The following is a 13,769-nucleotide window of genomic DNA, read 5'->3' as shown; positions in this document are numbered from 1 at the left end:
TACATTATCCTTCAATCACAGAAATTTTGACATTCGCCAGAATTGGCTCAAGCAAGGCGATATCGCTCACGCCCACATTACTTTGTGAAACGGCAAAAGCAGAAACGGCACTTGCAAACGCTAAGGTTTCCGCTTGAGACAAGCCTTTTTCAATACCGTAAATTAAGCCTGCCACCATAGAATCGCCTGCGCCTACAGTGCTCACCACATTTTCACATTTAGATGGTTGAGCTTGAATCACAGCTTGATCACTCAGCCATAAAGAACCGTTCGCTCCCATCGAAATAATGACGTTAGCAATGCCTTCTGCTTTAAGTTTTTTTGCCGCCGCAATAATTTCATCAAGAGAATTTAACGGATGACCAATCCACGCTTCTAATTCGCGATGATTTGGTTTCACCAACCAAGGATACGCTTTCAAACCAGCCGTGAGTGCGGCATTACTGCTATCTAATACGACTTTCACACCAGCTTGATGCAACTGATTAAGCCAATCCGCGAACAATTCAGGACTCACACCACGCGGTAAGCTGCCGCAGACTGCAACGATGTCAAAATTTTGGCAGTACGCTAATGAATCTGCTGTAAATTGCTGCCAAGCTTCTGGAGTGATTTGATAACCTAAGAAATTTAAATCTGTTACATCCGCTTCAGTTTCAGTAATCTTTACATTAATACGAGTTTTGCCCGCAACACGATGAAATTTGTCTTCCAATCCCTGTTTTTTAAATAAGGTTTCAAAATCACCGACGTTGTCTTCCCCTAAGAAGCCACCAACGGCCACCTCTACGCCCAAATCTTTTAATACCTTAGCGACATTGATGCCTTTGCCTGCAGGGAAAATACCGAGCGTTTCAACGGTATTCACTTCGCCGATTTCAATACGCGGCAAACGCCCAACTAAATCATAAGCAGCGTTTAAGGTAATTGTTGCTACTTTTGCCATCACTTACCCCCGACCTTCACCTAAACCACTTTCAATCACTGCACCAATACCCTCAATCGCTTGCTGAGCTTCTTCACCGCTCGCGACGAAACGTAGGCGATGACCTTTCACAACACCAAGTGCCACAATTTTCATCAAACTTTTTGCACTGACTAATTGGGTATCACGATCTAAGTTTTGTACCGCAACCGACGCATTATATTTTTTCACTTCATTAACGAGCACGGCACTTGGACGAGCGTGTAAACCGTGTTCATTACGAATCATAAATACCGCTTCAATGGCATCGGCTGGTAAGCCCGTGTTTTCTTCGTGGATTTGTGGTGCATGCTCGCGGCTTACTTCAATGGTATCCGGTTCAGCCGGTGGTACAGCAGATACGCTTTCGCCAAGTCCACTCGCAATGATCTTACCTAAGGCTTCAATAGCTTGTTTCGCATCATCCCCTTCCGCAACAAAACGTAAACGATGAGCTTGAGTCACACCTAATGCCACAATTTTCATCAAGCTTTTTGCACTAACTGGTGCGGTTTCTCGAGTAAGATTTTGTACCGTGATCTTGGATGTGAATTTTTTCACCTCATTGACGAGCACCGCACTTGGGCGAGCGTGCAAACCATGTTCATTACGAACAGTAAAGGTACCAATCACTGCACCTGTCGCAATTTGGTCTTCAGATTGAGTAGCTGCTGCAACAGGTACTTTACCGCCATTAAGTGCGGTCAAAATTTGCTGCACATTACCACTTAATAAAATATTTTGGACTTCATCATTCAATAAACGCGCTAATGTCTCATTGATTTGGTCACTGACAGCCGAAATCGTCAACACGCCTTTCACCGCTTTGCCATTATGATTAAAAATGGTTTTCGCACGACTGAATGCCAAGGCATTTTTCACATTACCTGAGACGGCATCTGTTACCCATAAACCTTTACCAAGTGGCAAAGCAGAATTGGATATCACTTCAGAAACAAAGCTATTTTCAACCGCACTTTGCTGTTGTAATTTACCTGCATTGATGGCGGTAAGAGTGAGCAAACTTTGTGTTTCAATATCTAAACTTAATGTTTCGTCAGTCATGCTAAAAGAATCACTTTCACCCAACAAAATCGCACGGAATTTTTCAACATCTGTTAATGTCGCTAATTGAGCTGCGGTGTCCTCACCACCTAAAACATGTGTTAATTGACGAAGTAGAGCAAGATGCTCATCAGAACGGGCAGCAATACCGATCACAACATAGACAATATTGCCCTCACCCCACTCAATACCTTGTGGAAATTGGAAAACTTGTACACCGGTTTTTGTCACCATTGAACGGGTTTCTAATGTACCGTGTGGAATCGCAATTCCATTACCTAAAAAAGTAGACGTTTGTTGTTCTCGTCCAAGCATACCTTGCAAATAGCCTTGTTCAACATTGCCAGCTTGCTCTAATGCACTCGCGGCCATTTCAATAGCTTGCTGCTTATTTGTTGCCGTAGCATTTAAATGAATGTTGCTTTCCGAAAGTTCTAACATTCTTGCTCCTTCACATTGATAATTTTCAAAAAAGAAAAACTGCTGATGAGATCGCTCATCAGCAGCTCAAATAAATTATTGGCTAGTACAGGCTTTAAGTAACATTTCGCTACCTTGAGAAATATAGACGTCATTCTCACCTCGCTCTTTGCCATTTTGCAAATCTCGCATTGCATCGTAAATTCCTTGTGTCACACTCAGTGAATCCACTTTTTGCCAACAATTTGCACTTAAACGACTGAAATTAGCTTGCAATGCCTCTGCATGTAGCACACCGCTATAGTAAGCATACACATCTGATTCATGACCACCCGTATAAAGTTTCTCTTGAATTTGTTTAATTGGCACAACGATACGACCGAGATACCAATCATTTGCACCACTTGCAAAATTATCCACAAAGAAATGTTTCGTTACACGACCTTTATACGTTGCTACAGTCGCTTCATAAGAAGCTGCATAAGATTTTTGGTCAATTTTATCTTTATCTAAATCAATAACCTTCTTGTCTTTGCCTATAAACGGAATGTTAGAGGTCATATCTGAAATCGAAGAACAACCTGCTAGCATTACTGCCACAAAGAATACCGAGATTTTTTTAAACATTAAATTTTCCTTATTTATAGGCGATTAAAACCGCCGCTAATTATACTTAGAATGAGGGATTACGCAAGGTAGCACCTAGCACTATACAGATTCTTTAGTCATGCCATTATCTTTGATAATAGAAACTAGAATTTGATCAATTTTAAAATTTTCGGTATCGATGACTTCAAATTTATATTTATCGTATACGACAAAATCGGTTTTTTTGGGGATTTTGCGTAACATATACATCATAAATCCACTGATAGTTTCATAATTTTCTTCATCAGGAAAAGATTCAATATCCAAGACACGCATCACATCTTCAAGCGGTGTTGCCCCATCAATTAGCCAAGAGTTTTCATCTCTGCTCACAATTTGTTCTTCTTCGTTAGAAACCAATTCGCCCATTACAATGCTCATCACATCGTTTAAGGTAATTAAACCTACGACAAGTGCATACTCATTGACGATAATCGCAAAATCTTCACCTGTAGATTTAAATAATTCCAATACTTCATATAATGACAGCGTATCCGGAATGAATAACGCTTTTCGTAATAAACGGTTATCCGTTAAATCCACGACTTCCTGTTGAAGATAGAGCGTCAACAAAGTATGTGATTCTACATAACCTAAAATTTTGTCCAAACCATTATCACAGATCACTAATTTAGAATGAGAATCTGCTGATAAAGTATTCAAGACTTCTTGACGAGTAAAAGTGCGGTCTAAAAACACAATATTTTCACGGGTCGTCATGGTTGAAGACACGGTTCGCTCTTGCATCTCAAAGATATTTTCAATTAAATAATGCTCTTGTGTTTTTAACACGCCTGCTTCTGCACCAGCTTCCACTATCGCGACAATATCTTCGGATGTCATATTATCTTCACGCGTAGTGGAAACTCTCATAAAACGAAATAAGACATTAGAAATACCGTCAAAAAACCATACAATAGGTTTTAAGAAAAAAATAAAGGCTTGCATAATGCCCACTGTCCGAAGCGCCACAGTTTCAGGGTTAATTAGCGCAAGGCGCTTCGGAATTAAATCAGCTAATAAAATAAATGTCGTGGTGACAATAAAAAAGGCAATCCACGATGAAGCCGGCTCAACCCACTCTGCCTTGGTATATTCATACAAAAAGTTTTGTAAATGAAGACTGATCGTCGCTTCACCAATCACACCACCAAGTACAGCGACCATATTTAACCCAATTTGCACTACCGTAATAAAACGGCCTGGATGCTCTTGTAGCTGTAAAACCTTTGCAGCATTGATATTGCCTTCATTTGCTAAAGTTTGTAATTTAATGCGTCTTGCCCCTGCAAGAGAAATCTCTGCCGATGACATAATTGCACTAATAATAATTAACACGATTAAAATAAAAATCGCGGCGGATAAACTCATAATATTCTCTTTATTGATTTAAAAGAGTGGTCAATATACCACCTGTTTTTGATTCGAAATGTATTTAGGGCGCAACCTGCGCCCTGATAATTGATAGGTCTAGTTTTCGCTGTCAAACCAGCCACGCACAAATTGTACGGAAAGGAAAAGGGTAACTAATAAGAAAGCATAGAATACCCAAGATAAAATTGGATAGCTTGGTGTGATATCTCCACTAATTTCTTTCACCGAAACCGCATTGCGATATTCATCAAACATCGTCATACGCCAACCGTAATACTTGATTTGTACCAATTTGTTTTCATTACCCAAAGCTTGTACTTGAGCCTGCAAGTTGGCAGAACCAAATTTAAAATAGAATGGGAAACTCCAACGAGTATCTTCATTACGATACACCATGATTTTGCCATCATCATTTTGTGTATTAATAAAATACACATCGCGCGTTGGGCCATCCGCTGGATTTACCTTAGTAATCGGACCATCTTTATCGACACGTTTGACCTCAACCCCAGTGACTCGAGTGACATCATAGTGGGGAAAAACATAGTTTACTACCGCAAACATCACACCATGAAAACTAAACACGACTAAAAATAAAAAATACTTTAAAAATTTCCGCATAAGACTCCCTTATTTATAACGAAGATTTATTGTACATTAATTTTAAACAAACGCTCGAAGTTTTGTGTACTAATTTGCGCAAATTCTTCTGCTGATAGCCCTTTTAACGCTGCCACATACTCACACACTTCACGTGTATGGGCAGGTTGGTTCTCTTTGCCACGATAAGGCACGGGTGCTAAGTAAGGTGAATCGGTTTCAACTAACAAACGATCTGCCGGAACATAACGAATGGCTTCACGAATACTTTCCGCATTTTTAAAGGTAATAATGCCAGAACAGGAGATGTAAAAACCTAAATCAAGTGCCTTTTTCGCAAAATCCAAGGTTTCCGTAAAACAATGAATTAATCCACCGCACTTTTCAGCATGATGCTCACGCAACATGGCAATGGTATCTTCTGGCGCTGAACGAGTATGAATAATCACGGGTTTATCCACTTCATTAGCAATTCTGATTTGATCCGCAAAAACCATTTGCTGCGATGCCTTATTATCTGCACTGTAATAATAATCCAAACCAATTTCGCCAATTGCAATCACTTTTTTATCTTGGGATAAACGTAATAAACGCTCGGCATCGTAAGGTTCTTCTTCAAGATCTAATGGATGCACTCCGCAAGCTAAAGACACATTCGGAAATTTGGCTAACTCAGGATACGCTTTTTCAAAACGGCTTAATGTTACGCTAATCGCCAATAAATGCTTCACATCTCGTGCGTGGGCTTTAGTCACTACATCAGCAATATCTTTGTGTAAATTTTCATAATCCAATGCATCTAAATGGCAATGGGAATCTACGATAAACATAATTTATTTAGTCCTTAAATACGTCAGTAATTAATTTTGTTAAACCATCCAATAACATTAATTCAATATTAACGCCATTAATAGTGAGTAAATCCGATCTTACTTTGTGCATAATTTTATTTGCAGTTAATAATTCAAGGATCGTTTGCTCATCTGCAAATTGCGTTACACCTGTTTTAAGATCGAGTGTTTGCCAGCCACTTTGTATTTCGAGTTTGTATTTAATGGCATCGCTTAAAAACGCTAAAATCCAATCCACTTGCTGTAAAGTGCGTTCTTTTTCAAAGAAAGGCAAAATTTCCAAAGGCGAACGACGACGATAAAACAGCCAAAATTGACGTAGGAAATTCTTCCGTTGTTCAATTAGTCCTTGCTGAAGTGTGTCTAATGCTAACAGTGGACGCCCCAAATTCATCGCAAGTGCGGTTAATAATTCTGATGTTTCTGCCTGAAATTGAGAAGAAAGCCAAGTTAAGGCTTCCGCTTCCGTTGGCAAACTCACATTCCACACTTGGCAACGGCTGTAAATAGTTGCTAATAATGAAGAGGAAGGCTCTGTTTGCAACAAGAAATACGTGTTCGGACGTGGCTCTTCTAAGGTTTTAAGCAATGCATTCGCTGCCGCTTCCGTAAGACGTTCTGCCTCTTGAATATATACTAATTTATTGCCGTTTTGTTGCGCATGTTGGCTGACAATCTCATTAATCGCCCGTACCTGATCAACCCCAATGTCTTTGCCTTCTTGAGAGGCTAAAACATGAAAATCAGGGTGACTGTGCGCTGCTATTAAATGGCAAGCATGGCAATGGCCACAAGGTGCATTACCTGGCGTTTGACACATAATGCGTTTTGTTAAAGCCTCAAACAAACCTTCAGCACCGAGACCTTGATCAGCTTTAATCAATAGTGCATGATGCCCCAAACCTTCGCTAAAAGTTTGGCTGATTTTGTGATAAGTAGGCACTAACCAAGGATAAAGTTCGCTCATTTTGTTTGTGAAACCCACCAATTTTTGACCGCACTTTGAATGTCTGCTTGTACTTGTGCCAAAGGCTGACCCGCATTAATAATGGCGGCTTTCGGGTTGTTCTGCACCAATTCCAAATAACGTTGGCGAGTACGATGGAAGAAATCCAGTCCTTGTTGTTCAATGCGGTCTAATTCTCCACGTCCTCTTGCACGAGCTAAACCTTCAGCTGGATCAATGTCTAAATACAGTACAAAATCAGGCTCAAAATCGCCTAATACCATATTTTTTAAATTCGCCATCAGCGTTTGGTCAAACTGACGTCCACCGCCTTGATAAGCCTGTGAAGACATATCGTGACGGTCACCTAACACAATTTTGCCTTCTGCCAATGCCGGCTTAATCACATTTTCTACCAATTGAATTCGTGCCGCATAAAGCATCAATAATTCTGCTTTATCCGTAACAGGTTCTTCTGTTTCATGTTTAATTAAATGGCGCAATTTTTCTGCTAAAGGGGTACCACCTGGTTCCCGAGTAAACACAATATCGCTTACACCAAGGGATTTTAATGTATCCACCACCGTTTGCATGGCAGTACTTTTACCTGCGCCTTCCAACCCTTCAATCACGATAAATTTGCCTTGCATTAGTGGACTCCTTTTTGTTGGTTACGATACCAACGTAAATATTCTTGTACTGCTTTATTATGCTCATTCAGATTACGAGTAAATTTATGGCCACCACTTCCATCGGCAACAAAATAATAAAAGTCCGTTTTAGCGGGATGCGCAACAGCCTGCAAAGCGCTCTCACTCACCATCGCAATTGGCGTTGGTGGTAGCCCCTCAATCATATAAGTATTGTAAGGAGTTATCGTTTCCAAATCTTTCTTACGAATATTTCCGTTGTAACTCTCACCCATTCCATAAATCACGGTTGGATCAGTTTGTAGTTTCATATTGGCTTTCAAACGATTAATAAATACGGAAGCCACTTGTGGACGCTCCGCCGCAATCCCCGTTTCTTTCTCTACAATAGAAGCCAAAATCAGCATCTGATATGGATCCGCTAACGGAAGATTTTCATCGCGCTCATTCCACGCTTTATCCAAGGCTTTTTGTAGACGAGTAGTTGAACGTTTTAATAATTCAAGATCAGTCGAATTTGGGGTGTAATTATAGGTATCTGGATACAACCACCCCTCTATGTTATTCCATTCGTAAACGGCTTTTGTAGCGGCTGGAATATCCAATAGAGCCATAATTTCTTTATCACTTTTACCTTGCAAGGTTTGTTTTAAGTGCGGTGCATTTTCAAAGTTTTTACGCCATTCCTTGAACGTTTTACCTTCAATAAACTTCACACTAAATTGCGCTTCCTTGCCAGAATTAATCATATCCAATAAATCCTGCAACGTTTTCACGTCTGTTAAAGAATAAGTCCCCGCTTTTACTTTGTTGAGTTGCGGTTGTAATTTCAATAACCAAGGTAATAAATCGGCATGCTCAAGAATTTTTTCCTGCTCTAATAACGCAGCAAGTTTACTACCCGTAGTGCCTCGGTCAATTGTAAGCAATTGATCTTGTGTGACATTCACCGGCGTATGAACAAACTCCGTTAGTTTTTGATAACCCCAAAAACCAACACCGCCAAGAATAAGCAGAAGAATCAATAAAAAGACAAAAATTTTTTTCATGCGTCACTCATTTTATAAAAACGACAAAAGGGGCAAAATGCCCCCCTTATTCTAACGGTTTCTGTTATTTATCGAAATATTGAATATCAGCATTTTTACGTAATGCCTTCACCCAGTCTTTGGTCGCTTCTTGTAATTGACTATTCACAATCTGTTCATAAGCTTTTTGGCGATACGCATCTTCTGTTTTATCGCCATCACGACTGCCCACTACTTCTAAAATATGCCACCCAAATTCAGATTTAAATGGTGCTGAAATACTACCCTGTCGTGTAGTTTCAACTGCTTTTGCAAATGGACCTACATAAGCTTCAGGGAAAGCATAGCCCAAACTGCCGCCATTCGCACCAGATAAATAATCTTTAGAGTATTTTAATGCCGCATCAGCAAATGTCATTTTGCCGGAAATGATATCACGGCGAATACGCTCTAATTCTGCTTTTGCTTGCGCATCATTCAGTAATGGGTTTAATTTTAATAAAATATGACGAACTTTATACTCTTTACCCGTTACTTTCTTTGCATTACCTTTTGCCTTTGCCTCATCGAGCATTTGCTTACCTAGTGCATCCACTTGTTCACGGGTGACATCAACACTATTTTGAATGGCATGATTACGCACACCCGCCATTAACATTTGACGAGAGATTTGTTGTTTAAATGCATTTAGAGAAATACCTTGATAATCTAATGCATCTAAGAATTGACCATAAGTTAAACCATTTCTTTCGGCAATATCTTCCACAATGCGATTTACTTCCGCTTGGTTGACTTTTACTCCCGATTCTTTGATAGCCTTATCTGTCAGTATATCATCAATAATCTTATCTAATGCTGCTCGTTGACTACCTTTTTTACCCATTACTGCGTTTACTTGACTTTGTAAAATGGGTATACCATTCACTGTCGCCACAACGCGTTCTTCTGCTTGTACTTGTGAGAAAGCCAGTAAGCCGATCATCGCAAATAAGAAAGATTTTAACATTGATTTTTCCATTTTAGTTGTCTTTAAAAATAATAGGATAACGTTTCTTAGATTATCAATTTTATTAAAGGTTCACAATAGGCTAACCGCTATTTAGCCAATAGTGCTACACCATAACAACCATCAAGCTTTAATGTACGAACTTGAACTTGCTCCTCTCGAGACGTCGGCACATTTTTACCGACATAATCTGCCCGAATCGGTAATTCACGGTGTCCACGATCGACTAAAATCACCAATTCAATTTTAGACGCTCGCCCAAAATCCGTTAATGCATCCATTGCTGCACGAATCGTTCTCCCAGTAAATAACACATCATCAATTAAAATGACTTCTTTACCCTGAATATTCATATAACTTGATGCACCACTATACACTGGAGTTGGATTTTCAGGTTCGACATATTCTAAATCATCGCGATAAAACGTAATATCCAATTCCATCATTGGCAAAACTACGCCCTTTAATTCCTCAATACGACGTTGAATTAGTTCAGCAATTTCTGCCCCTCGACGTTTAATCCCAACCAAAATCACATTATTGAAATCCTGGTGCTTTTCAATAATTTCATGGGAAATCCGAGAAATGGTGCGTAAAAATCTATCCGCATCAATAATGATTTTTTCCATTTTATCCCTCACTTTTTTACACGCTAAAATGTCATAAAAGTGCGGTCAGAAAAATACACATTTTTTAACCACACTTTTAACAGAATACTAACTAAACTCTAATTCTACCGCATTTTCACCCAATAAATTCACCAATTCTGTCAAAATCTCATCAGTTGGCATAATTGACCATTGAATTCCTAAACGCAGTAAGACACGACCTTTTGTACTTTGATAATATACGTTAATTGGTAAAGTTCCGCCACTAACAGGCGCTAACATTTCTTTCAGCTTTTTAATAAAACTTGAGCTAATCTGCTCTTCGGACAAGCTTACCGCCAAAGATTTCGCATAACGGGAACGCGCCTCATCTAAGGTCATTAAATCCCGTACCGACATTTTTAATCCGCCTGAAAAATCGTCAAAACTGACCTGGCCAGATACCACCACAACTGTATCTTTTTGCAGTTTTTCACCGAATTGCTCTAAGCTTTCGCCAAACAGAGTTAGGTCTAAACGCCCTGAACGGTCATCAATGGTTGCGATACCGATGCGATTGCCTTTTTTCGTTGTTGCAAAGCGAGTTGATACTAACAAACCAGCTGCTGTGCTAATTTGTCCACGGCGATTCGGTGTCAGATCTTTTAATCGTGTAGAGCTGTAATGAGAAAGCTCTTTCAAATAACGACTCACCGGATGGCTACTTAAATACAAACCTAGAGTTTCACGTTCACCATCTAAAATTTGTTTTTCTGTGTAAGGTGGCGTGTGGGCATAAGCATTTTCCACTTCTTCGTGTGTTTCTGTCAGCACACCGAACATATCGGCTTGCCCCATGGCTTCATCTTTTGCATGCTGATCAGAGGCTTTAAGCGCATCTTCTAGGTTCTTAGATAACGCCGCACGATGAGGTCCTAGCTTATCAAATGCGCCCGACATAATCAGACTTTCAAAGGTCCGACGGTTAATTTTCTTCAAATCAACGCGAGCACATAAATCAAATAAGTCTCTGAAAATCCCACCTTCATTACGTGCGGTAATCAATGCATCAATCGGACCTTCCCCAACCCCTTTAATGGCGCCGATACCGTAAACAATCTCACCATTTTCATTCACGCTGAAATGATGTTTTCCTACGTTGATATCTGGTGCAGTGACTTTTAAGCCCATACGTAAACATTCATCGTATAAGCCAACAATTTTATCCGTATTATCCATTTCCGAAGTCATTACTGCTGCCATAAACTCAGCAGGGAAATGGGTTTTCAGCCAGAGGGTTTGGTAAGATACCAATGCGTAAGCGGCAGAGTGCGATTTATTGAAACCATAGCCCGCAAATTTTTCCACTAAGTCAAAAATCTTCATGGAAAGCTCACCATCAACGCCATTTTTTTCCGCACCTTCTTTAAACACGGAGCGCTGTTTCGCCATTTCTTCCGGCTTTTTCTTACCCATCGCACGACGTAATAAGTCCGCACCACCAAGAGTATAACCTGCTAACACCTGAGCAATCTGCATGACTTGCTCTTGATACAAAATAATACCGTAAGTTGGCTCTAAAATCGGTTTAAGGCTTTCATGTTGATAGTTTGCATCAGGATAAGACACTTCCTCACGACCGTGTTTGCGGTCAATAAAGTTATCCACCATGCCAGATTGTAATGGACCAGGGCGGAATAATGCTACCAACGCGATAATATCTTCAAAACAGTCTGGCTGAAGGCGTTTAATTAAATCTTTCATCCCACGCGATTCCAACTGGAATACAGCAGTCGTTTCTGACCGTTTCAATAAATCAAAGGAATCGGGATCATCTAATGGAATAGCTGCAATATCGACTAGCGGTTTGCCTTCACGAGCAAGGCGGGCATTGATCATATCTAATGCCCATTTGATAATGGTGAGTGTACGCAAACCTAAGAAGTCAAACTTCACTAAACCGGCATATTCCACATCATTTTTATCGAAGTGGGTAACAGGATGAAGCCCCTCGTTGTCACAATAAAGTGGTGCAAAGTCTGTAATCAAAGAAGGGGAAATCACCACGCCACCCGCGTGTTTACCCGCATTTCGCGTTACCCCTTCCAGCTTACGTGCCATATCAATTAGGGCCTTGACTTCTTCATCTGAATCATATGCCACTTGTAACTGTGGTTCAGCCTCAAAAGCCTTGGCTAAAGTCATGCCGGGATCAGGGGGAATCATTTTCGAAATACGATCCACAAAGCCATAAGGATGGCCTAATACGCGCCCCACATCTCGAATTACCGCTTTGGCCGCCATGGTACCGAAGGTAATAATTTGTGATACCGCACCACGTCCATAGGTTTCTGCGACATGATCGATAACGCGATCGCGTCCATCCATACAGAAATCTACGTCGAAATCGGGCATGGAAACACGTTCTGGGTTAAGAAAACGTTCAAAAAGGAGATCGAATTCAAGGGGGTCCAAATCGGTGATTTTTAGTGCATAAGCCACCAATGAACCCGCACCAGAACCACGTCCAGGTCCAACAGGAATATCATTGTCCTTTGACCACTGAATAAACTCCATGACGATTAAGAAGTAACCCGGGAAGCCCATTTGGTTGATCACATCGAGTTCGATTTGAAGACGCTCATCATATTCCGGTCGTCTTTCTACCCGCACTTTTTCATCGGGGAATAAAAACGCCAAACGCTCTTCCAAGCCCTCTTTGGATTTCATCACCAAATAATCTTCCGTACTCAGATCGCCAGTTGGGAATTTTGGAAGGAAATACTCGCCCAAACGCAAAGTGACATTACAGCGTTGCGCAATTAATACCGTATTTTCAAGCGCAGAAGGAATATCAGCAAATAATTGGCACATCTCTTCTTCTGAGCGAAAATATTGTTGTTCGGTATAACGTTTTGGGCGTTTTGGATCGTCTAGGGTATAGCCATCATGAATAGCGACACGAATTTCGTGCGCCTCAAAATCATCAGGTCTAAGGAAGATAACATCATTGGTCGCGACAAGCGGCAAATCACGCGCCTCAGCCAGTTTTAATGCGGCCTGAATATAACGTTCCTCATCCGGACGCCCCGTTCGAGAAAGCGAAAGGTAAAAATGGTCAGGAAAAAATTCTTGATAAAAACTGACCGCACTTTCAATTTCGGAGGGATTTTCTTTTAGCAGTTTTTTACCCACATCACCCTGTGTGCCACCGGATAAAACAATCACACCATCACGATGTTCAATCAGCCATTGCAAATCGATATAAGGCAAATCAACATAACCGCGCTGATAAGCTTTTGAAAGCAATAATGTAATGTTTTTATAGCCTGCATTATTCTTGGCAAGTAACGTGAGTGTAAATAACTCCTCACCACATAACTCACTTTTAACATGTACATCAGCACCAATAATCGGCTTAATTCCTGAAGAAAGTGTTTCGCCGTAAAAACGCACCACACCACAAAAATTGGTAAAATCAGTTAATGCTAATGCCACCATATTATCTGCCGCACAGGCTTTAACTAACGGCTTCACTTTCACAATTCCATCAATCATTGAAAAATCAGTATGTGTACGCAGATGGACAAAGCGAGGTTGGACTAACATTCAAATTCCTTGTTAATTAAA

12 protein-coding genes are annotated in these 13,769 nt (G+C 40.4%); all 12 read right to left on the bottom strand.

Annotation, left to right across the window (positions count from 1 at the left end; all coding sequences use genetic code 11):
* Window positions 1-4: 4 nt before the first annotated feature.
* Window positions 5-946, bottom strand: a complete 942-nt coding sequence (gene fruK / locus ACXVWP_RS07700; RefSeq protein WP_297568923.1) for a 1-phosphofructokinase — start codon at window positions 944-946, stop codon at window positions 5-7.
* A gap of 3 nt (window positions 947-949) precedes the next feature.
* Window positions 950-2,470, bottom strand: a complete 1,521-nt coding sequence (gene fruB / locus ACXVWP_RS07695) for a fused PTS fructose transporter subunit IIA/HPr protein (protein ID WP_297568920.1) — start codon at window positions 2,468-2,470, stop codon at window positions 950-952.
* A 75-nt stretch (window positions 2,471-2,545) separates the two neighbouring features.
* Window positions 2,546-3,076 carry a hypothetical protein gene (locus ACXVWP_RS07690; protein ID WP_128787876.1) on the bottom strand — a complete coding sequence of 177 codons (531 nt, stop codon included), beginning with the start codon at window positions 3,074-3,076 and terminating at the stop codon, window positions 2,546-2,548.
* An 81-nt stretch (window positions 3,077-3,157) separates the two neighbouring features.
* Window positions 3,158-4,468, bottom strand: coding sequence for a polyamine export protein PaeA (locus ACXVWP_RS07685; protein ID WP_049356900.1), 1,311 nt, complete (start codon window positions 4,466-4,468; stop codon window positions 3,158-3,160).
* Window positions 4,469-4,567: 99 nt separating this feature from the next.
* A complete protein-coding gene (locus ACXVWP_RS07680; RefSeq protein WP_297568917.1) occupies window positions 4,568-5,092 on the bottom strand; it encodes a DUF1523 family protein in 525 nt (174 codons plus the stop codon).
* 26 nt (window positions 5,093-5,118) lie between these two features.
* Complete coding sequence (locus ACXVWP_RS07675) at window positions 5,119-5,901, bottom strand: YchF/TatD family DNA exonuclease (protein ID WP_297568914.1); 783 nt, start codon at window positions 5,899-5,901, stop codon at window positions 5,119-5,121.
* 7 nt (window positions 5,902-5,908) lie between these two features.
* Window positions 5,909-6,889, bottom strand: coding sequence for a DNA polymerase III subunit delta' (locus ACXVWP_RS07670; protein ID WP_128787878.1), 981 nt, complete (start codon window positions 6,887-6,889; stop codon window positions 5,909-5,911).
* On the bottom strand, window positions 6,886-7,518 hold the full coding sequence (gene tmk, locus ACXVWP_RS07665) for a dTMP kinase (RefSeq protein ID WP_297568910.1): 633 nt from the start codon (window positions 7,516-7,518) through the stop codon (window positions 6,886-6,888). The genes ACXVWP_RS07670 and tmk overlap by 4 nt, the downstream gene beginning before the upstream one ends.
* The gene (mltG, locus tag ACXVWP_RS07660) at window positions 7,518-8,567 is read right to left on the bottom strand and encodes an endolytic transglycosylase MltG (RefSeq protein ID WP_297568908.1); all 1,050 of its coding nucleotides are present in this window, start codon (window positions 8,565-8,567) and stop codon (window positions 7,518-7,520) included. The genes tmk and mltG overlap by 1 nt, the downstream gene beginning before the upstream one ends.
* Window positions 8,568-8,631: 64 nt before the next feature.
* The gene (locus ACXVWP_RS07655) at window positions 8,632-9,564 is read right to left on the bottom strand and encodes a peptidylprolyl isomerase (RefSeq protein ID WP_128787881.1); all 933 of its coding nucleotides are present in this window, start codon (window positions 9,562-9,564) and stop codon (window positions 8,632-8,634) included.
* A gap of 77 nt (window positions 9,565-9,641) precedes the next feature.
* Entirely contained in the window at window positions 9,642-10,181 is a 540-nt protein-coding gene (gene pyrR, locus ACXVWP_RS07650) for a bifunctional pyr operon transcriptional regulator/uracil phosphoribosyltransferase PyrR (RefSeq protein WP_049356914.1), read from the bottom strand.
* Between the two features lie 87 nt (window positions 10,182-10,268).
* Complete coding sequence (dnaE, locus tag ACXVWP_RS07645) at window positions 10,269-13,748, bottom strand: DNA polymerase III subunit alpha (protein WP_297568904.1); 3,480 nt, start codon at window positions 13,746-13,748, stop codon at window positions 10,269-10,271.
* Window positions 13,749-13,769: the final 21 nt, after the last annotated feature.

It is taken from the genome of Haemophilus sp. SZY H56, assembly GCF_054332415.1.
Note: the sequence above shows the minus strand (reverse complement) of the source record. Positions and strands in the feature narration are given on the sequence as shown.

Bases quoted from the DNA above. Each gene is read 5' to 3' on its own strand.
- dnaE (WP_297568904.1), bottom strand. From the start codon at position 13,748: ATGTTAGTCCAACCTCGCTTTGTCCATCTGCGTACACATACTGATTTT.
- pyrR (WP_049356914.1), bottom strand. From the start codon at position 10,181: ATGGAAAAAATCATTATTGATGCGGATAGATTTTTACGCACCATTTCT.
- ACXVWP_RS07680 (WP_297568917.1), bottom strand. From the start codon at position 5,092: ATGCGGAAATTTTTAAAGTATTTTTTATTTTTAGTCGTGTTTAGTTTT.
- mltG (WP_297568908.1), bottom strand. From the start codon at position 8,567: ATGAAAAAAATTTTTGTCTTTTTATTGATTCTTCTGCTTATTCTTGGC.
- ACXVWP_RS07685 (WP_049356900.1), bottom strand. From the start codon at position 4,468: ATGAGTTTATCCGCCGCGATTTTTATTTTAATCGTGTTAATTATTATT.
- ACXVWP_RS07655 (WP_128787881.1), bottom strand. From the start codon at position 9,564: ATGGAAAAATCAATGTTAAAATCTTTCTTATTTGCGATGATCGGCTTA.
- ACXVWP_RS07675 (WP_297568914.1), bottom strand. From the start codon at position 5,901: ATGTTTATCGTAGATTCCCATTGCCATTTAGATGCATTGGATTATGAA.
- fruK (WP_297568923.1), bottom strand. From the start codon at position 946: ATGGCAAAAGTAGCAACAATTACCTTAAACGCTGCTTATGATTTAGTT.
- fruB (WP_297568920.1), bottom strand. From the start codon at position 2,470: ATGTTAGAACTTTCGGAAAGCAACATTCATTTAAATGCTACGGCAACA.
- ACXVWP_RS07670 (WP_128787878.1), bottom strand. From the start codon at position 6,889: ATGAGCGAACTTTATCCTTGGTTAGTGCCTACTTATCACAAAATCAGC.
- ACXVWP_RS07690 (WP_128787876.1), bottom strand. From the start codon at position 3,076: ATGTTTAAAAAAATCTCGGTATTCTTTGTGGCAGTAATGCTAGCAGGT.
- tmk (WP_297568910.1), bottom strand. From the start codon at position 7,518: ATGCAAGGCAAATTTATCGTGATTGAAGGGTTGGAAGGCGCAGGTAAA.